This is a genomic window from Gordonia alkaliphila (assembly GCF_023017165.1).
Taxonomy (GTDB): domain Bacteria; phylum Actinomycetota; class Actinomycetes; order Mycobacteriales; family Mycobacteriaceae; genus Gordonia; species Gordonia alkaliphila.
The window spans coordinates 2,315,050-2,333,955 of record NZ_JALKBW010000001.1 but is presented as its reverse complement, the minus strand read 5'-3'; the positions used below and the strand labels follow the sequence as shown (position 1 = coordinate 2,333,955).

15 protein-coding genes and 1 tRNA gene are annotated in these 18,906 nt (G+C 70.4%); 6 read left to right on the top strand and 10 right to left on the bottom strand.

Features of this window, described 5'->3' with window-relative positions; genetic code table 11:
- Positions 1-9 precede the first annotated feature (9 nt).
- Complete coding sequence (locus MUG78_RS10610; RefSeq protein ID WP_246994617.1) at positions 10-960, bottom strand: FtsX-like permease family protein; 951 nt, start codon at positions 958-960, stop codon at positions 10-12.
- Between the two features lie 193 nt (positions 961-1,153).
- Between MUG78_RS10610 and MUG78_RS10605 the strand changes: the two genes are divergently transcribed.
- Complete coding sequence (locus MUG78_RS10605) at positions 1,154-2,341, top strand: sensor histidine kinase (protein ID WP_246994615.1); 1,188 nt, start codon at positions 1,154-1,156, stop codon at positions 2,339-2,341.
- Complete coding sequence (locus MUG78_RS10600; protein WP_246994613.1) at positions 2,338-2,970, top strand: response regulator; 633 nt, start codon at positions 2,338-2,340, stop codon at positions 2,968-2,970. Before MUG78_RS10605 ends, MUG78_RS10600 begins: the two co-directional genes overlap by 4 nt.
- A 29-nt stretch (positions 2,971-2,999) precedes the next feature.
- Here MUG78_RS10600 and MUG78_RS10595 read toward each other — a convergent pair whose 3' ends face one another.
- Entirely contained in the window at positions 3,000-3,662 is a 663-nt protein-coding gene (locus MUG78_RS10595) for a trimeric intracellular cation channel family protein (protein WP_308221351.1), read from the bottom strand.
- Between the two features lie 100 nt (positions 3,663-3,762).
- Here MUG78_RS10595 and MUG78_RS10590 point away from each other — a divergent pair, with 100 nt between their 5' ends.
- Positions 3,763-5,463 carry a fumarate hydratase gene (locus MUG78_RS10590; RefSeq protein ID WP_246994611.1) on the top strand — a complete coding sequence of 567 codons (1,701 nt, stop codon included), beginning with the start codon at positions 3,763-3,765 and terminating at the stop codon, positions 5,461-5,463.
- 33 nt (positions 5,464-5,496) lie between these two features.
- Here the strand turns inward: MUG78_RS10590 and MUG78_RS10585 are convergent, their stop codons facing one another.
- The gene (locus tag MUG78_RS10585) at positions 5,497-6,507 is read right to left on the bottom strand and encodes a putative endonuclease domain-containing protein (protein ID WP_246994609.1); all 1,011 of its coding nucleotides are present in this window, start codon (positions 6,505-6,507) and stop codon (positions 5,497-5,499) included.
- Positions 6,508-6,680: 173 nt separating this feature from the next.
- Between MUG78_RS10585 and MUG78_RS10580 the strand changes: the two genes are divergently transcribed.
- Together MUG78_RS10580 and MUG78_RS10575 are read left to right on the top strand one after the other, a co-directional pair.
- The gene (locus MUG78_RS10580; protein WP_246994607.1) at positions 6,681-8,075 is read left to right on the top strand and encodes a class II fumarate hydratase; all 1,395 of its coding nucleotides are present in this window, start codon (positions 6,681-6,683) and stop codon (positions 8,073-8,075) included.
- An 88-nt stretch (positions 8,076-8,163) separates the two neighbouring features.
- Positions 8,164-8,724 (top strand): Uma2 family endonuclease, encoded by a 561-nt coding sequence (locus MUG78_RS10575; RefSeq protein ID WP_246994605.1) that lies wholly within the window; start codon positions 8,164-8,166, stop codon positions 8,722-8,724.
- A gap of 3 nt (positions 8,725-8,727) precedes the next feature.
- Here MUG78_RS10575 and MUG78_RS10570 read toward each other — a convergent pair whose 3' ends face one another.
- From MUG78_RS10570 to MUG78_RS10555, 4 genes are all read right to left on the bottom strand, one after another.
- Entirely contained in the window at positions 8,728-9,213 is a 486-nt protein-coding gene (locus MUG78_RS10570) for a hypothetical protein (protein WP_246994603.1), read from the bottom strand.
- A gap of 77 nt (positions 9,214-9,290) precedes the next feature.
- The gene (gene selB, locus MUG78_RS10565; RefSeq protein ID WP_246994601.1) at positions 9,291-11,066 is read right to left on the bottom strand and encodes a selenocysteine-specific translation elongation factor; all 1,776 of its coding nucleotides are present in this window, start codon (positions 11,064-11,066) and stop codon (positions 9,291-9,293) included.
- A 2-nt stretch (positions 11,067-11,068) separates the two neighbouring features.
- Complete coding sequence (selA, locus tag MUG78_RS10560; protein WP_246994599.1) at positions 11,069-12,385, bottom strand: L-seryl-tRNA(Sec) selenium transferase; 1,317 nt, start codon at positions 12,383-12,385, stop codon at positions 11,069-11,071.
- A 23-nt stretch (positions 12,386-12,408) separates the two neighbouring features.
- Positions 12,409-12,504: transfer RNA gene (locus MUG78_RS10555), tRNA-Sec, on the bottom strand.
- A gap of 31 nt (positions 12,505-12,535) precedes the next feature.
- Between MUG78_RS10555 and selD the strand changes: the two genes are divergently transcribed.
- Positions 12,536-13,519 (top strand): selenide, water dikinase SelD, encoded by a 984-nt coding sequence (selD, locus tag MUG78_RS10550; RefSeq protein ID WP_246994597.1) that lies wholly within the window; start codon positions 12,536-12,538, stop codon positions 13,517-13,519.
- Here selD and nrfD read toward each other — a convergent pair whose 3' ends face one another.
- From nrfD to fdnG, 3 genes are read right to left on the bottom strand one after another with little or no spacing between them, the layout of a single operon-like run.
- Positions 13,520-14,620, bottom strand: a complete 1,101-nt coding sequence (gene nrfD, locus MUG78_RS10545; protein ID WP_246994595.1) for an NrfD/PsrC family molybdoenzyme membrane anchor subunit — start codon at positions 14,618-14,620, stop codon at positions 13,520-13,522. It lies immediately after the preceding gene.
- On the bottom strand, positions 14,617-15,633 hold the full coding sequence (locus MUG78_RS10540; protein ID WP_246994593.1) for a 4Fe-4S dicluster domain-containing protein: 1,017 nt from the start codon (positions 15,631-15,633) through the stop codon (positions 14,617-14,619). Before MUG78_RS10540 ends, nrfD begins: the two co-directional genes overlap by 4 nt.
- Positions 15,633-18,803, bottom strand: a complete 3,171-nt coding sequence (gene fdnG / locus MUG78_RS10535; protein WP_246994591.1) for a formate dehydrogenase-N subunit alpha — start codon at positions 18,801-18,803, stop codon at positions 15,633-15,635. The genes MUG78_RS10540 and fdnG overlap by 1 nt, the downstream gene beginning before the upstream one ends.
- Positions 18,804-18,906: the final 103 nt, after the last annotated feature.

Sequence of the window (18,906 nt, the reverse complement as noted above, 5' to 3'; positions counted from 1 at the left end):
GGTGGGTGTTCATCGGTTGAGGGCGGTCAGCGGATCGACGGACGTCAGCGGTCGCAGCGCGAGCACCGCGCCGGCCAGACCGAGCACCGCCATGACGACCACCGGCAGCAGCACACCGCTGGCGGTGATGGCGATGGGGACCACGCCCTCGGCCGCCCAGGCGACTCCGGCGCCGGCCGCCGCACCGACGGCGAGGCCCGTGAAGAGCACCACCGACGCCTGGCCGAGGCCGTCGCGCACCAGGTAACCCTTGCTGGCGCCCATGGCGCGGACCACGGCGAGCGAGGCCAGCCGATGTCCGGTCCACACGGCGAAGAAGGCGCCCACGACCACCGCGGAGATCACCAGCAGCAGCCCCTGGATCAGCAGCAGCGAATTGTGCTCGGACGAGTACCCGGGAATCAGATTCAGTCGAGCGTTGCCGTGCGCGTAGGAGACGCCGTCGATCCCGCTGATCTGCTTGGTCGTGATCATCGCGGAGACGTCATCGCGGTGGGCCGCCTGGCGCCACAGGTCGAGGTTCACTTCGGCGACCGGCGAATGGGCGAACTGCTGGGTGTCACCGATCGACGACACCCGCGACTCGACACCGCCGATCGTGACCGGCGAACCGACCTGCACGCCGAGCGTCTTGGCCGTCTCGTCGTTCAGGCGCACGCCGGGGCCGGCGTTGTCGCGACCGAAGACCGCCACCGCCGAGTTCACGTCCTGAAAGCCCACGCTGGTCATCGTGATGCCCAGCGGCGCGGCACCGGGGTCGGCGGACTCGATCGCCCGGACCGCCGTCGGATCCAGCCGGCTGTCGCCCAGGCCGACCGCTGCCCCCGAGCCGTCGACCTGCACGGCCAGACCGCTGCCCGGCAGGTCCTCGACCGCCGACACCGACTGGTCACGCAAGCCGCCGGTCAGCGCCGACAACGCCACCACCATGAACGCCAGCAGCGCGATCACCCCGGCCATGAGGCCGAACTTTCCCGCCGACCGTCGGATTTCTCGCCATCCGATGTACATCTGCACCTCCCAGATCCCGTGCCTGAAAATCTCTCGAGTCCAGCCTGCTAGCTTCCGCGTCTCGAGGAATCGCGCAGAAGACCGGTTGTGCCTCCATCGAAAGTTGGAGGCGCGCACCGCGCCCGGGCCCGATACTGGTGACGTGCCCACAACCGACCGCCGCCAGCTGACCGTCGACCGGTACATCCAATGGGGCGGCCACCTCCTGTTCGCCGTCCTGATGGCGGTCGGCCTGCTGCGCGCGGTCCAGGACACCGCGAGCAACAATCTCGCGGCCGTTCTCGGCGCCACCGCCCTCGCCGGCTGGTATCTGTTCGGCGTCATGACGATCACGGTGCGGCACAAGCAGATCGCGGTGATGTGGACACTCGTGTTGCTGGCCGGTTGGGCGGTGCTGACCGTCTTCGCCCCCGACTTCATCTGGTTGGCCTTCGTGCTCGCCATGCTCGCCTGGCACTTCTTGCCGCGCGCTCTCGCCATTCCGGCGGAGCTGGTGATCGCCGCGGTGGCCGTTGCCGCCTCGCTGGCCACCGAGCCGGAGGGCGCGGGCGCCGTGGTCGGCCCGGTCATCGGCATCGCCACCGCCGTGGCGGTCACCGAGGCGGTGCGCCGGGTGATCGACGCCTCCGCGGCCCGCGACGCGCTGCTGCAGGAGTTGGCCAGCACGCAGCTGCGCCTGGCCCAAACCGAACGCGAGACAATGCTGGCCGCCGAACGCGAACGCATGGGCGGCGAGATCCACGACGGCGTCGGTCAGGCGCTGGCCGGCATCGTCATGCTGCTGCAGTCGGCCACCGACCGCTCCTCTCCCCCGCCGCAGCAGCGCGCCCAAGCGCTCACCGCACTCGACATGGCGACCAGCGCGCTGGCCCAGACGCGCGGCTTCCTGCGCAGCCTCGACACCCCCACGGTGGCCCCGGACGAACTGCTCGAAGGGCTCAGCGCCGCCGTCGAACAGGCCCGTCGTCTCGGCCTGCCCACCGAACTCCACGTGCACGGCGACGCCGCCGGACTCGACCACGAGGTGCGCGCCACCCTGCTGCGCACCGCCCAGGAGTCGCTCGCGAATGCGGTCCGCCACGCGCACGCGAAGCGCGCCGTGGTCACGCTGACGGTGCTCGACGACGAAGTGCACCTGGACGTCGTCGACGACGGCCGCGGTTTCGATCCGTCGCACACCGGCGGGCACGGCACCGGTTTCGGCCTCGCCGCGCTCCTCGCCCGGGTCGAGCGGGCCGGCGGGACCGCTACCATCGAAACCGACCTCGGCGACGGCACCACGATCGGCGTCTGTCTGCCGCTGCCCACCCCCACCGAAGGCGCGCGATGATCCGGATCATGCTGGTCGACGACCATCCCGTGGTGCGGGCCGGCCTCCGCGCCGTCCTCGAACCGGTCCCCGATCTGGAGGTCGTCGCCGAAGCCGCCGACGCCGACGAGGCCATCGCCCTGGCCGCCGCCGGCGACCTGGACGTGGTGCTGATGGATCTGCGCCTGCAAGGCACGGTGGCCGGCGGGCGCGACGGCGTCGTCGCCACCGCCGAGATCCGGGCGCTGGAGAATCCGCCCCGGGTGCTGATGCTGACCACGTACGCCTCCGACGCCGACATCCTGCGGGCCGTGGACGCCGGGGCGACGGGCTACCTCCTCAAGGACACCGCACCGGAGACGCTGGTGGCCGGGATCCGCAGCGCCGCCGCCGGCGAGACCGTCCTGGGTCCGGCGATCGCCGCACGCCTGCTCGACCGCATGTCCGCGCCGGAGCAGGCCCTCACCGCGCGCGAGTTGGAGATCGTCGAACAGTTGGCGGTGGGCGGTGCCAACAAGGAGATCGCCAAGCGCCTGTTCATCTCCGAGGCAACGGTGAAGTCGCACCTGGTGCACATCTTCGGCAAGCTCGACGTCAACAGCCGCACCAAGGTGGTCGCCGTCGCGCGCGAACGCGGCCTCATCTCCTGAGCGGGACGACGTTCTCGGCGACTCGTCGTCTAAGCCGCTTCGTCGGGCAGGTCGTCGGCGTACCAGGGCCGCGGCCCGTGCCATCCGAACTTGAGCGACGCCAACCGCACGCTGATCGCGATAACCGCGCACGCCAACCCCATCCAGGCCTGATAGTCGGTGTAGCGCAACAGGATCGCCACCACGGCGGCGCACGCGAGAGCCGGGATGGCGTACAGGTGCTCGCCGGGACGCAACACGCTCGGCACCTGCCCGGAGAGCATGTCGCGGATCACGCCGCCGCCGACCGCCGTCATCAGACCGAGTAGCGCGGCGCCCGGCGCCGACAGGCCCCACTGGTACGCCACCACCGTGCCGACCACCGCGAACATGCCCAGGCCCACCGCGTCGGTGATCTCCAACGGCCACCTCGTCAGGCGCGCCGGCACGCGCCAGGAGAAGATCACCATTCCGGTCACCACGGCGGCGATCAGGTAGCGCATGTCGGTGAACGCGTTCGGCGGGGTGTTGCCAATGGTGACGTCGCGCAGGATGCCGCCGCCCAGCGCCGTCGCCACGGCGAGCAGCAGAATGCCCACCACGTCGAGGTTGCGGCGCACGGCCATCAGGGCGCCGGAGGCGGCGAAAGCGATGGTGCCGATGAGTTCGCCGGAATGGTGCAGCAGCATCACGGCATCGTCGAGACGGTTCACAATTGTCCAACCGTACGCGGCCCCGGCGACGATGCGGCCACATCGACTTAGGATGCACTAATTCCCTGGTCAGGGCACGTCCGAAGTACCATCGGAAGCTGTGAGTGACTCAGCCCCCGCCCCCGAATTCCTCTACTCGGATCTGCTGCCGGCCGATCAAGACGACACCCCGTACCGTCTGATCACCACCGAAGGCGTCTCGACGTTCGAAGCCGGGGGACGCACCTTCCTCCAGGTGGAGCCGGAGGCGATTCAGAAACTCACCACCGAGGCGATGCACGACATCAGCCACTACCTGCGCCCCGCGCACCTGAAGCAGCTTCGCAAGATCATCGACGATCCGGAGGCCTCGGGCAACGACCGCTTCGTCGCGCTCGACCTGCTCAAGAACGTCAACATCTCCGCCGGCGGCGTGCTGCCGATGTGCCAGGACACCGGCACCGCGATCGTGATGGGCAAGAAGAGCGAAGGCGTCCTCACCGGTAGCGACGACGCCGAGACCATCTCGCGCGGCGTGTACGACGCGTACACCAAGCTGAATCTGCGCTACTCGCAGCTGGCACCGCTGACCACCTACGAGGAAAAGAACACCGGCACCAACCTGCCCGCGCAGATCGAGATCTACGCGACCGAGCAGGGACCCAAGGGTCCGGAGTACAAGTTCCTGTTCATGGCCAAGGGCGGCGGCAGCGCCAACAAGTCGTTCCTGTTCCAGGAGACCAAGGCCATCCTGAGCCCCAAGAAGATGCTCGCCTTCCTGGACGAGAAGATCCGCTCGCTCGGTACCGCGGCCTGCCCGCCGTACCACCTGGCCGTGGTCATCGGCGGCACCTCCGCCGAGTTCGCTCTCAAGACCGCCAAGTACGCCTCGGCGCACTACCTGGACAACCTGCCCACCGAGGGCTCGATGTCCGCGCACGGCTTCCGCGACACCGAGCTGGAGGAGGAAGTCTTCAAGCTCACCCAGTCGTTCGGGATCGGTGCGCAGTTCGGCGGCAAGTACTTCTGCCACGACGTCCGCGTGGTGCGTCTGCCGCGGCACGGCGCGTCGTGCCCGGTGGCCATCGCGGTCTCCTGTTCGGCCGACCGCCAGGCGCTGGGCAAGATCACCGCCGACGGTGTGTTCCTCGAGCAGCTCGAGACCGACCCGGCCCAGTACATGCCCGACGCCGGGGTGGCCGAGGACATCGACGGCGGCGCCGTGGTCGAGATCGACCTCAATCTGCCGATGGACGAGATCCTCGCCGAGCTCAGCAAGCACCCGGTCAAGACGCGGCTGTCGCTGACCGGCCCGCTGGTGGTGGCCCGCGACATCGCGCACGCGAAGATCGCCGAACGCCTCGACGCCGGTGAGCCGATGCCGGACTACCTGAAGAACCACCCGGTGTACTACGCGGGTCCGGCCAAGACGCCCGAGGGCATGGCCTCCGGTTCCTTCGGCCCCACCACTGCCGGCCGTATGGACAGCTACGTCGAGCAGTTCCAGGCGGCGGGCGGCTCCATGGTGATGCTCGCCAAGGGCAACCGGTCCAAGCAGGTCACGCAGGCCTGCGACAGCCACGGCGGCTTCTACCTCGGCTCCATCGGCGGACCGGCGGCCCGGCTGGCACTGGACTGCATCAAGAGCCAGGAAGTGATCGAGTACCCCGAGCTCGGCATGGAGGCGATCTGGAAGATCGAGGTGGAGAACTTCCCCGCGTTCATCGTCGTCGACGACAAGGGCAACGACTTCTTCACCGACCCGTCGGGCGCCGTGAACGTCCCGATCTCCGGCATCCGCGTCCGTTCCAAGGAGCGCTAGGCTCTCAACCCCCGTCGTTGCCGTCTGGTGCAGTCAGTATGTGACTGCACCAGACGGCAACGCGCGTTCTGGGGCGGGATCGGGGCAGGCTGCGCAACGGACGAACGGACCGGTCCATCCTCGACGACGCAGCACCGCGTCGACCTTCGCGGCCGTGGTGCAGGCGCGCCCGAACACCTGCCGGAACCCGAGTCGCAGCGTCAGCCGATCGGCACCGATCGCGGCGTCCAAGTCGCGCTCCAGGTCCCGGTCGCGCGCAGCGGCGTCGTCGTGCCCTTTGCGCCCGTCGAGTTCCACCACCAGCCCCCACTGCTCGTAGTCGACGTCGCGGAAGCCCGGGCGGCCGACCGTCGTCGGAGCTTGGCGGCGGCCGCACGGCAGACCGTGCGGACGTTCGACCCGGTCCAGGTAGCCGTGTTCCAACGCCGAGCAGGTGCCGTCGCGGATATCGGTCAGCAGACATCGCAGGAATGCACTGCGCGGCAGGCTCGTTCGGGTGGCGAGGGTGCGCAGCACGCGGTCCGCCGTCGTCCGTCGACCGATGCCGTCGGTCAGGACACCGATCGCGGCCGCGGTGGTCGACGCTCCCGCCGCCACGTCCAGCAGCGCCTCCTCCAGGCGCACGGCAGGCGGGTTGGCCGTCCACCGGACCAGGCGCGCGAGATCGGTCCGATAGTGCACCGCGACACCCGCGATCACCTCTACTTTCCGGGTCCGGTCGACGGCGATATGAATCGTGTCCCCACTCCCCGGGTGCAGCACCGACTCGTGACTGAGCGCCGCGGGATAGGCGACGAGCACGGCCGCCCACGCCCGCTGCTTCCAGGTCAGCGCACCCGTGTGGTCGACGTAGATGCCGAGCTGCACGATCGTCAGGTCCCGCTGGCGCACCATCCGCCGCAGATCGTTGTCGGTCGCCCCGCAGGCGACGGCCTGAGCGCGGTGGATGACGCCGTGCTGGCGGTCGAGCGTCGCCGCGAGATCGTCGCCCACCGTCTCCGGCGTCACGTGCACTCGCTGCCGACCGCGCTCATCTTCCCCCATCACCCCAGCCTCATCGCCGTCGACGCCGACCGCCAGTGCCCCGACCGTCGCTTGTGGACAACCCCTGCCGTCTGCTGCCGTCTGCTGCAGTCGGCAGCCGACTGCACCAGACGGCAGTCTGCGGATTTCGGTAGTGTTAGGTAAGCCTAATTTCTCCGACGAAGAGGGACGCAATGACCGAGTACCGCATCGAGCACGACACCATGGGCGAGGTCAAGGTCCCCGTCGACGCGCTCTGGCGTGCGCAGACGCAGCGGGCCGTGGAGAACTTCCCGATCTCGTTCCGTCCCCTCGAGCGCACGCAGGTCCGCGCCATGGGCCTGCTCAAGGCCGCGTGCGCCCGCGTCAACGCCGACCTCGGCCTGCTCGACGAGACCAAGGCGACCGCCATCGTCGACGCCGCGCTGGCGATCGCCGCCGGTGAGCACGACGACCAGTTCCCGATCGACGTCTTCCAGACCGGCTCGGGCACCAGCTCCAACATGAACGCCAACGAGGTGATCGCCTCGATCGCCGCGGCCGCCGGTGTCGACGTGCACCCGAACGACGACGTGAACATGTCGCAGAGCTCCAACGACACCTTCCCCACCGCCACCCACGTCGCCGCCACCGAGGCCGTGGTCAACGACCTGATCCCCGCCCTGGAGCACCTGCAGGACGCCCTCGCCGAGAAGTCGATGCAGTGGCGCGAGGTGGTCAAGAGCGGCCGCACTCACCTGATGGACGCGGTGCCGGTGACGCTGGGCCAGGAGTTCGGCGGCTACGCCCGCCAGGTCCAGGCCGGCGTCGAGCGCGTCACCGCGACCCTCCCGCGCGTCGGCGAGCTGCCGATCGGCGGCACCGCGGTCGGCACCGGCCTCAACGCCCCCGCCGGGTTCGGCACCAAGGTGGTCGACGAGCTGCGTCGTCTCACGCAGGTGCAGCAGCTGGCGCTGGCCGCCGACAACTTCGAGGCACAGGCCGCACGCGACGGCCTCGTGGAGCTGTCCGGTCAGCTCAAGACGGTCGCCGTGTCGCTGACCAAGATCGCCAACGACGTCCGCTGGATGGGCTCGGGCCCGCTGACCGGGCTCGGCGAGATCCACCTCCCCGACCTGCAGCCGGGCAGTTCGATCATGCCGGGCAAGGTGAATCCGGTGCTGCCCGAGGCGGTCACGCAGGTCGCCGCGCAGGTGATCGGCAACGACGCCGCGGTCACCTGGGGTGGCGGCAACGGCGCCTTCGAGCTCAACGTCTACATCCCGATGATGGCGCGCAACGTCCTCGAGTCGATCAGCCTGCTGGCCAACGTCTCTCGCCTGTTCGCCGACCGCTGCATCCGCGGCCTGGAGGCCAACGAGGAGCGGCTGCGCACGCTGGCCGAGTCGAGCCCGTCGATCGTCACCCCGCTCAACAGCGCCATCGGCTACGAGGAGGCGGCCGCCGTCGCCAAGCAGGCGCTGGCCGAGGGCAAGACGATTCGGCAGACGGTGATCGACCGCGGCCTCCTCGGCGAGAACCTGACCGAGGAAGAACTGGATCGTCGCCTCGACGTTCTCGCCATGGCCAACCTCGACCGCGAGCGGTAAGCCGGTACTCCACAGGCCCGCCAACGGGCCCTGGTGCGCGTGTTCCTCCCGTGCTGAGCTGGGGACATGCGGGAGGAGCGCACGTACCATGACAGTTGTGACCACGCAGATCCTGGGCCTGCCGCGGGGACGTGCCCTGACCCGCGCGGATCTGACGAACCTGCCCGACGACGGGCACCGCTATGAGCTCATCGACGGAACGCTGGTCGTGAGTCCCGCGCCGAAGCTGCGCCATCAGCGCGCGGTGACACGTCTGGCAGCGATCCTGCGCGCAGCGGTACCCGATCACCTCGAGGTGCTGGTGGCACCGTTCGACGTCGTCCTCGCCGACGACACGGTGCTGCAGCCCGACGTCCTCGTGGCGCCGATCGATCAGTTCACCGAGCGCGATCTGCGCGGTGCGCCGCTCGTGGCCGTCGAGGTGCTGTCCCCGTCGACGCGGGGCGTCGATCTGCTGTTGAAGAAGGAACGTCTCGCGCGGGCGGGCTGTGCCCACTACTGGATCGTCGATCCCGACGAGCCGTCGATCACCGCGTGGACACTCGTCGACGGCGACTATGCGCCCGCAGGACGAGCGCTGGGCGATCAGGACTTCGCCGGCGCCGTGCCCTTCGGGGTGCGGTGCACTCCACGCGAACTCACGGCCTGAGGCTTACACCTTCGAGGGCACCAGGTACGACGACACTGCCATCAGGATCACCGACAGGACCAGGGCGAGGTCGTAGCCCCACTCCATCTGCAGCGACATCGAGGCGGGGAGTTCGCCGATGTTGAGCCAGATCGTCCGCCCGAGCCAGGTGGACAGGAGCACGAGCAGCGTCACGAAGCCGCCGATCGCCGCGGCCGACGCCGCGGCATGTGCGGTCGGCCGTCGCCACACGATCACCGCGAGGACCACCAGCAGCACCACCAGGACGATCGCCCACATCGGGCTGCTTCCGACCGCAGTGAACCCGGACTGCAACTCGGTCCATCGACCGCTCAGGGTGCTCGACGCCAGCGTCTCGCCGTCCTCGTCGACCCGCACCCACGGCGCCGTGAACGCCAGGAGGCCGATCACGGCCAGGATGATCGTCGTGGCCAGCTGGGGCGCCAGCGCACGGTCGAACGAGGTGTCGGTTTCCGGCGGCGTGGTCATGGCTGCGTCCTCCCTGCGGGAATACCGCTAACGGGGCCGATCGTGTCCGAACGGTCGGAATGCAACTCTAGCGCTCGTCAGCGCACCACTTCGCGGTGGGAGCCGTCGACGCGGCGGGTCCAGCCGCGCGCATCCAGAAACTCCAGCAGCGGGATCGCGACGCGACGCGATGTGCCGAGCGCCTGCCGCGCCTGCGAGGTGGTGAACGGCTGCGGCAGGGCCGCCAGCTCGCGCATGGCCAGCGCCGGCGACTTCGGTGCCAGCACCACGCCGTCCGCCAGCCGGACGAGGCGTCCGGCCCGTTCGGCAGCCGCCAATTCCTTTGTGCCCAAGCGCAAGTGCGCGAGGTCGTCGGCCTCCGGCGCGGCGAACGGTGCCGCCGCGAGACGCTTCTCGAGTTCGACGATGCCGGCTTCGGCAGGTCCCAGATCGGCCCGCAGTTCGGGCAGGAACAGCAGCCCCGCCGCCGACTGCACGCCGGCACCGGCGATCACGTCCGGCAGCAGTTGCGCGTCCGGCAGGGCGATCTGATCGCGGGCCGCCCCGAACGACAGCCCGGCCGCCAGCGGATCCGTGCGGTGTGCCTGCACCACGGCCTCGCGCAGCTGCACCTGCCAGTGGTGCAGCGTCTGCTCGGCCACCCACCAGCGGCCGAGCTCCAGCACACCCTCCGGGGCGGCGTCCACCGGGAGACCGGCTGCGGCCAACTGCTCGACGAGCACCGCGCCGCGTCGCGCCACCTCCTCGAGGACCCGACCCTCGACGTCGCGCTGCGACAGCGCACTGCCGCGGCGGGCGCCGTCGCCGCGTCGCCGCAGGACCGGCGGATCCACGTCGAGAACGGTCGCTCCGCCGACGATGCGACCGGCACTCGGATCGCGCAGCAGGAGCGTGTCCTCGTGCTGCAGCGGCACCGGCCAGGCCAGCGTCAGACGCAGGTGCTCGTCGTCCAGGGCGCGGGAGCGGGCCGGAACGGCTGCGGTGCCGAGGTGCACGGTGAGCCACTCGGGCACTTCGCCGGCGGCACTGCGGACGTCGACGACGGCGGTCTGCGGCCACGCGCCGGGGGTGAGCAGGGCGTCGCCGCGGTGCACCTCGTCGGCCGCGATGCCGCGCAGGTTCACCGCCACGCGACTGACCGGCAGCGCTCGATCCACCTCCCGTCCGTAGCTCTGCAGGCCGCGCACCACCGCGCTCTGCGAGCCGTGTCGACCGACCACCTCCAGCGGCTGATCCAGCGCCAGCGTGCCCGCCGCCAGCGTCCCGGTCACCACGGTGCCCGCACCGGCGATGGTGAAGGATCGGTCCACCCAGAGTCGTACGCGTTCGTCGGTGCTCGGTGCGGGCAGCCCGCCGAGCAGTGCGTCCAGCTCCGCGCGGAGTGCATCGAGGCCGTCACCGGTGATCGCCGAGACGGCCACCGCGGGCGCCTCCGCGAGCCCGGTGCCCGAGAGTTCGTCCCGGGCCTGCCCGATCACCTCGGCGACGCGCTCCGGCGTCGCCCGGTCGGTCCTGGTCACCACGATCAGGCCGGCGGAGATCCCCAAGGCGGCCAACGCATCTCGGTGATCGGACGACTGCGCCATCCACCCCTCGTCGGCGGCGACGATGAACAGCACCACCGGCGCGGGACCGAGTCCGGCCAGCATGTTGCCGAGAAAGCGTTGGTGGCCGGGCACGTCGACGAAGCCGACCTGCCGACCCGAAGACAGTTCGGTCCAGACGAAGCCCAGGTCGATGGTGAGGCCGCGCTCGCGTTCGGCCGCCCAGCGGTCGGGCTCCATGCCGGTCAGCGCCTTGGCCAGGGTGGACTTGCCGTGGTCGACGTGCCCGGCGGTGGCGACGACGAACACGCTCAGATCCCGTGCATCGCCGCGACGACCGCGGCGGTCAGCGCGGCATCAGCCGACTCCGGGACGCAGCGCAGGTCCAGCAGCGCGGCGCCGTCGTGCAGGCGCGGCAGCACCGCGGGCGAGCCCGTCCGCAGCGGTCGGGCCACCGCTTCGGGCAGCCGGACAGCGAAGCCGCGCAACGGAACTCCCGGCGCTCCCCCGCCACCGACCCGGCCGTCGTGTTCGATCACGGCACCGCCGACGGCCGCGGCGAGTGCTTCGGTCCGAGCACGCAGGCGGTCGGGATCGGCGTGCAGGTACCGGGCGACGGGCGCGGTCGGCCCGGCCAGCGTCGCCTCCAGCGCGGCCAGGGCCAGCTTGTCCATGCGCACCGCGCGCGCGAGCGGGTGCTTACTCAGGCGCGTCACCAGGTCCGCGCGGCCCAGCAGCAGACCGGCCTGCGGGCCACCGAGCAGCTTGTCGCCGCTCGCGGTCACCAGGTCGGCGCCGTGACCGAGGGCAGTGGCCGCGTCGGGTTCGTCGGGCAGGATCGGGTCGGGAGCCAGCAGCCCGCTGCCCAGATCCACCACCAGCGGAAGATCGCGGTCGGCCGCCAGCGACGACAGTTCGCGCACCCCGACCGCGGAGGTGAACCCCTCGACGCGGAAGTTGCTCGGGTGCACCTTCAGCAGGCAGCCGGTGTCCGGGCCGATTACGTCGGCGTAGTCGGCCAGGTGGGTGCGGTTGGTGGTGCCCACCTCGCGCAGTCGCGCGCCGGTGGAGGCGATCAGGTCGGGCAGACGGAAGCCCGCGCCGATCTCGACCAATTCCCCGCGCGAGACGATCACCTCGCGGCCCGCGGCCAGAGCCGTCGTCGCGAGGACCAGGGCCGCGGCGCCGTTGTTCACCGCCAGCGCGTCCTCGGCAGCGGGACAGGCCGCCAGCAGGGCGGCGCGGGCGCCGATGCCGCGTCGGCTGCGTGTTCCGGAGGCGAGGTCCAGCTCCACGTCGACGTATCCGGCCGCCTGCACCACCGCGTCGACGGCGGCTTCACTCAGCGGCGCCCGGCCGAGGTTGGTGTGCACCACGACGCCGGTCGCATTCAGCACCGGAGTCTGCGCGGACAGCACCGCCGCGTCCAGTGCGGCGGTCACCACCTCGGCCACCGCGGCCGCCGCCAGCTCGCCGCGGCGCGCCCGGGCCGTCACGTCCCGGATCACGCCGACGATCACGTGCTCGGCCAGGCGGGTGCGCGCAGCCTCGACCGCCGGGAGCGCCAGGAGCACATCCGTGCGCGGAATCGCGCGACGCGCATCCCCTTGTGGCGCAACCTGTTCCACTGCGCACCCCTCCCCTCGATGATTGGCGGAGGCGGACGGGAATCGAACCCGCCAGACCGAGCTACTCGGTCTCACCGGTTTTGAAGACCGGGGGACCCACCAGGAATCCGTACGCCTCCGCAGACCAAGATAGCGCCTATCATCGGCCGCGTGAGCATTCCCAAGCGGCTGACCGACTATGCGCACGGCGGCGGTTGCGCCTGCAAGATTCCGGCCGGCGAACTCGAGGATGCGGTCCGCGGCCTCATCGGCCCCACCTCCGACGACGTGCTGGTGGGCCTCGACCACGGCGACGATGCCGCCGCGGTGCAGATCGCCGACGGCCTCGCGGTGCTCTCCACCGCCGACTTCTTCACCCCGGTGGTCGACGACGCCTACGCCTGGGGCGCCATCGCCGCGGCCAACGCGATCTCCGACATCTACGCGATGGGCGGCCGCCCGGTGGTCGCGATCAACCTGGTCGGCTGGCCCCGCGGCGTACTGCCGATGGAACTGATGACCGAGGTCCTGCGCGGCGGGATGGACATCGGTGCGCAGGCGAACTGCCCGGTGCTCGGCGGCCACACGATCGACGACCCCGAACCCAAGTACGGCATGGCGGTGACCGGCATCGCCGATCCGGATCGGCTGCTGCGCAACGACGCCGCCGCCGCCGGACTCCCCCTGACGCTGACCAAGCCGATCGGCGTGGGTCTGCTGAACAACCGGCACAAGGCCACCGGTGAACGCTTCGAGAACGCGATCGCCTCGATGACCGCGCTCAACCGCGACGCCGCACAGGGCGCGCTGGACGCGGGGGCACGAGCCGCCACCGACGTCACCGGTTTCGGACTGCTCGGCCACCTCTACAAGATGTGCCGGGCGTCGGGCGTCGGCGCGGTGCTCGACGCCGCCGCCGTCCCGGCGCTCGACGGCGCCCGGGAAGCCCTGCGCGACGGTTTCGTCTCCGGCGGCACCCGCCGCAACCTCGACTGGGTGCGCCCGCACCTGCAGTCCGGACCGGGGATCGACGAGGACGAGCTCCTGCTGCTCGCCGACGCGCAGACCTCCGGCGGACTGCTCGTGGTGGGCGAAGTGCCCGGCTACCCGGTGATCGGCCACACGACGGCCGAACCGGGTATCCGCGTCGGCTGATCAGGCCCCGGTGATCGAGTCGCCGGTGATGCCGGCGGCACGACGCTGCGCGAGCCGCCGCTTCTGCGGCTCGATGGTGTAGCGCGGATCGGCGGCCGAGTTCAGGCCCGCCTGGAACACCCCGAACCGGGTGCAGGCCGACGCCGCCATCAGTGCGACGCCGGACAGCGCGGCCAGCACGCGGCGCGCGCGTCCGGGACGGGCACCCGCCGCCAGCGCGCCCACGCCGCCGGCGATCGCGAGGCCCTCGGACCAGCGCATCAATGTGCCGGGGGTACCGGTGTGCAGCGGTTCGGCGGCCACCGGATCCATGCGACGATGCATGGTGCGCGTGGCGATCACTTCGCCGACCACGCCCAGCACCGCCAGGTTGCGGGCCGGTGCTGCCTGCTCGGCGCCGGTGGTGACCAGCGCCAGGCCACAGGCCGCCAGGCTCGCCGAGCTGACGAAGACGAACGGCAGATCCCGGTGCGCGGCGTTCCACGTCGGCATCGCGGTGTCGCTGAGCAGCACCGCGGTGTACGCGGCCAGCGGCGCGCCGAGCAGTCCGGCGCCCAGCCCGGCGGGCGCCTCGACGACCCGCAGCACGCGGCGCAGCGGTCCGAGCGGCAGGCGGTCGCCCAGCATGCGGTCCACCTCGTTGACCGCGGCCAGACCGACGGTTCCGCTGTAGCTCACCAGGATCCACGACCCGACGCTCATCGGCGAGGTCACCTTGAAGGTCCGGAGCATGTGCAGGAAGCGTTCGGGCCGACCGAGATCGGCGAGCAGTGCCACCGCGCCCAGACCGGCCGAGCCCAACCCGGCCAGGCGAGCGTTGCGCCGCAACGTCTTTCGGCCGCTGAGTTGCGCGCCGGCTGCCAGCAGACCCGAGCCGCCGGCCACACCGCCGAGGAACAGGTACGCGCCCACCGGCCACTCCCACGGCGGCGCCTTGACCACCGGGTGGCCGTAGTAGCCGCTCGCGTCGAGCTGCTCCACCTCGACCTGCGGGACCATCAGGTCGTCGCCGCCCCGGCGTCGCCCGCCGGAACCCTTGCGGCCCTTGCCCTTTCGCGGCGGTCGCGGGGGTCGGAACTGGTCGTACTCGGAACTGGTCACCGTCGACGATCCTTCCAGGCTCCCACGAACGACACCGCGACCGCGGCGGCCATGGTGGCCACCGCCAGTCCGGCGCGCTTGTACATCTCGGGCAGGTCCGCCGTCGGCACGCGCGGGTCCGGCGGCAGGCCGTACACCTCGGGCTCGTCGAGCAGCAGGAACACCGAGCCGGTGCCGCCCACGCCGTCGTTCGGATTGGCGCCGTACAGCCGTGCCTCGGTCATGCCCTCGGCGTGCAGCTGGGCCACGCGTTCGTGGGCCTTGGCCACCATGTCCTCGCGCTCACCGAACGAGATCGACGTGGTGGGGCAGGTCTGCGCGCAGGCGGGCGTCTGGTCGTCGCGGAGCCGGTCGTAGCAGAGGGTGCACTTCTGGGCGATGCCCTTGTTCGGGACCTCCGGCTGCTCACCCTTGCGGTCACCGACACCCGTCGTCGGTGCCACGGTGCCGTCGCTGCGTCGTTCCACCACCCCGAACGGGCAGCCCGCGACGCACGTGCCGCAGCCGTTGCAGACATCGGCCTGCACCACGACGGTGCCGAACTCGGTGCGCATCATCGCGCCGGTCGGGCACACATCCAGGCAGCCGGCGTGGGTGCAGTGCTTGCACACGTCCGAGGACATCAGCCAGCGGAACTCCGGGGTGTCCGGCGGCGTGGTGTCGACCGGTTCGGCGGCCGGTTCGGCGGCCGGTTCGGCCCCGCGGATCGACGGCATGCCCAGCCCCACCAGTGCGGCACCGGAGGTGCGGGCCTGCTCGATCCGCTCCTGGTCCTGCTCGATGAAGGCCACGTGCCGCCACGTGCTGGCGCCGAGGGACACCGAGTTGTCGTACGACATCCCGGTGAACTCCAGATCGCCGTCGCGCGGATTGTGGTTCCACTCCTTGCACGCCACCTCGCACGCCTTGCAGCCGATGCAGATGGACGTGTCGGTGAAGAATCCGCGACGCGGCTCATGGATCGGCCAGTGCGCGTCGGCACTCGGATCGGTGGGTCCGCTGAGCTGCCCCATCACTGTCCCTCTCGCGGCGTGAGCCGCACATTGTCGGTGTCGGTGGTGAGCTGCGCCCGCTGCTGGTACTCGCGGACCAGGTCGGCGGTGCCCGAACCGGTGGGTCGACGACCCGCGATCACCGCGCACGAACCGACCTTGGACTCCTGGATCAGCGCGTTCGGATCCATCGTCACACCGATCAGATCGTTCACGGCGTCGCCGGTGACGATCGCGTCCGAGCCGACGCCCCAGTGGTACGGCAGGCCCACCTGGTGCACGGTGCGGTCGTCGATCTGCAGCGGCTTGAGCCGGTCGGTCACCAGCACGCGGGCCTCGATCGCGGCGCGCGGGGAGATGATCGTCGCCCAGCCCTCGTGTTCGAGACCGCATTCGGCGGCCAACTCCGGTGACACCTCGCAGAACATCTCCGGCTGCAGCTCCGCCAGGTACGGCGACCAGCGACTCATGCCGCCCGCCGTGTGGTGCTCGGTGAGCCGGTAGGTGGTGAACACGTACGGGTACACGTCCACGCCCGGCTCGCCGGCGCTCGGCGCATCGAGATTGTCGTTGCGCGGCAACATCAGTCGCGCCGGCGACTGCTGCTGCGGGTAGAGCGCGTTGGCCACCGGCGATTCCTGCGCCTCGTAGTGCGTGGGCAGCGGACCGTCGACCAGTCCGTGCGGCGCGAACAGCCAGCCTTTGCCGTCGTCCTGCATGATGAACGCGTCGTTGCCGCCGATCGCGTCGGCGCCGCGCGCACCCGGCTCGGGCACCGTGCCCGGGGCCCGGTCCACCGGGAAGTCCGGGACGTCCTCGCCGGTCCAGCGTTGGGCGTCGGCGTCCCACCACACGTACTTCTTACGCTCGCTCCACGGGCGTCCGTCCGGATCGGCCGAGGCGCGGTTGTAGAGGATACGACGGTCGGCAGGCCACACCCAGCCCCACTGCGACTGGGTGGTTCCGCCACCGCCCTGCGGCTCGCGCCGGGCCGACTTGTTGACCCCGCCCGCGTAGATGCCCGCGTAGATCCAGCAGCCGGAGATGGTGGATCCGTCGGCCTTCAACTCGGTGTAGGTGTCGACGATCTTGCCCTCGTCGTCGCCGGAGACGTGCCTGCCGTTGATCTCGGCGAGCACCGCCGCCGGGTCGACGTCCCCGTGTTCGTTCATCGGGTAGTCCCACGTCAGATCGAGCAGCGGACGATCGCGCGGATCGTCGGAGTCGGCCAGGCGTTCCCGGATCCGTTGTCCCAGTTGGTAATAGAAGTCCAACTCGCTCTGCGCATCACCCGGCGGACGGACCGCCTGATGGCGCCACTGCACCATCCGCTGGGTCTGGGTGAACGAGCCCGCCTTCTCCACGTGCGTGGCCGCGGGCAGGTAGAAGACCTCGGTGGCGATCTCTTCGGTCTTGAGTTCGCCGGAGGAGATCTCCGGGCCCTCCTTCCACCAGGTGGCGCTCTCGATCATGTTGAGATCGCGCACCACCAGCCACTTCAGCTTCGACATCGCCCTGCGCTGCTGACCGGAGTTGGCCGACCCGACCGCCGGATTCTGGCCGACGATGAAGTAGCCGTCGACGTTGCCCTCGAGCATGTGCACCGTGGTCTGGTAGGTCCCGAGCGGACCGTTCAGATGCGGCAGATAGTCGTACGCCCAGTCGTTCTCGGCCGTCGCGGCGTCGCCCCACCACGCCTTGAGCAGGCTCACCAGGTACGCGTCGGCGTACTCCCAGTAGCCCTTGCCGGACGCCGGCTTCACCTGCGCGAGGTAGGCGTCGAGCGTCGGGTGCTTGTCCGCCGACGGCATCGGCAGGTAGCCGGGCAGCAGGTTGAACAAGGTCGGGATGTCGGTGGAGCCCTGAATGCTGGCGTGTCCGCGCAGCGCCATGATGCCGCTGCCGGGACGTCCGACGTTGCCGAGCAGCAACTGCAGGATCGTCGCCGTGCGGATCACCTGCGCGCCCGTGGTGTGCTGGGTCCAGCCGGTGGCGTAGGCGAAGCAGCCGGTGCGCTCGCGGCCGGAGTTCTCGGTCAGCGCGTTCGCCAGGTACGCGAAGTCGGCCGCGCTCACGCCGCACATCTGCGACACCATCTCGGGGGTGTAGCGCGCGTAGTGCCGCTTGAGGATCGCAAAGACCGACCGCGGATGCGTCAGCGTCTCGTCGCGCTCCCCGGTCATCGCCCAGGTGGACATGTCGTAGGTGCCGGTGGCCTCGTCGAACCCGGAGAACAGGCCGTCCAGGTCTTCGGTGTCCGCGAACTCCTCGCTCACCAGTTCCGCGGCGTTGGTGTACGCGGCCACGAACTCTCCGAAGTGCTTGCCCTCGGTGAGGACGTGGTTGATGAGTCCGCCGAGTAGGACGATGTCCGAACCGGCCCGCATCGAGATGTGCTTGTCGACCACCGCCGAGGTCCGCGTGAACCGCGGATCGACGTGGATGACGCGCGCACCGCGCGCCTTGGCCTCACTCACCCATTGGAAACCGACCGGGTGTGCTTCGGCCATGTTGCCGCCCATGAGCACGATGCAGTCCGCATTGGCCATGTCCTGGAGGAACTGCGTGGCTCCGCCGCGGCCGAACGAGGCTCCCAGACCGGGAACCGTGGCGGAGTGTCAAATACGCGCCTGGTTCTCCACCTGGATGGCGCCGGCGGCGGTGAAGAGCTTCTTGATCAGATAGTTCTCTTCGTTGTCGAGGGTGGCGCCGCCGAGCGAGGCGACGCCGAGGGTGCGGCGCAGCGGTCGTCCGTGCTCGTCGGTGTCCTGCCAGTGGTCGCGGCGCGCCTGCAGGAAGCGGTCGGCGATCATGTCGATCGCGGTGTCGCGGTCGAGGTCCTGCCAGTCCGTCGCGTACGGCGCCCGATAGCGAACCGTGGTCTGGCGCAACGGATTGTTGACGAGTTGCTCGCTGGAGGCGCCCTTCGGGCAGAGCCGTCCGCGGGAGATCGGCGAGTCCGGGTCGCCCTCGATGCCGATCACGCGCTCATCCTTGACGAACACCTTCTGGCCGCAGCCCACGGCGCAGAACGGGCACACACTCTGGACCGCGCGATCGGCGGTCACGGTGCGGGCCACGAGGTTCTTGGTCTTCGCCGACTCCACCGCGGGTCCGCGGCCGAGTCGGTCCCCGGTCCGCAGCTGACGCAGCACCGGCCAGTTCCATGGATTGATCCCAGGCCTCTCCATGGCCTCAGCCTAGCCCGCCGAAACGCGGAGTGTCCCCATCTGCGCCCACGGCGAAACGCAAGGTGCGACTTCACAGGAAGCCGCCACTGCGAGGGTGTCCACA

What these genes read in the sequence shown, in the direction of transcription:
- MUG78_RS10600 (WP_246994613.1), top strand. Translation starts at nt 2,338, where the DNA reads ATGATCCGGATCATGCTGGTCGACGACCATCCCGTGGTGCGGGCCGGC.
- MUG78_RS10570 (WP_246994603.1), bottom strand. Translation starts at nt 9,213, where the DNA reads ATGACCACGCCGCCGGAAACCGACACCTCGTTCGACCGTGCGCTGGCG.
- MUG78_RS10580 (WP_246994607.1), top strand. Translation starts at nt 6,681, where the DNA reads ATGACCGAGTACCGCATCGAGCACGACACCATGGGCGAGGTCAAGGTC.
- MUG78_RS10540 (WP_246994593.1), bottom strand. Translation starts at nt 15,633, where the DNA reads ATGGGGCAGCTCAGCGGACCCACCGATCCGAGTGCCGACGCGCACTGG.
- MUG78_RS10585 (WP_246994609.1), bottom strand. Translation starts at nt 6,507, where the DNA reads ATGGGGGAAGATGAGCGCGGTCGGCAGCGAGTGCACGTGACGCCGGAG.
- MUG78_RS10575 (WP_246994605.1), top strand. Translation starts at nt 8,164, where the DNA reads ATGACAGTTGTGACCACGCAGATCCTGGGCCTGCCGCGGGGACGTGCC.
- MUG78_RS10610 (WP_246994617.1), bottom strand. Translation starts at nt 960, where the DNA reads ATGGCCGGGGTGATCGCGCTGCTGGCGTTCATGGTGGTGGCGTTGTCG.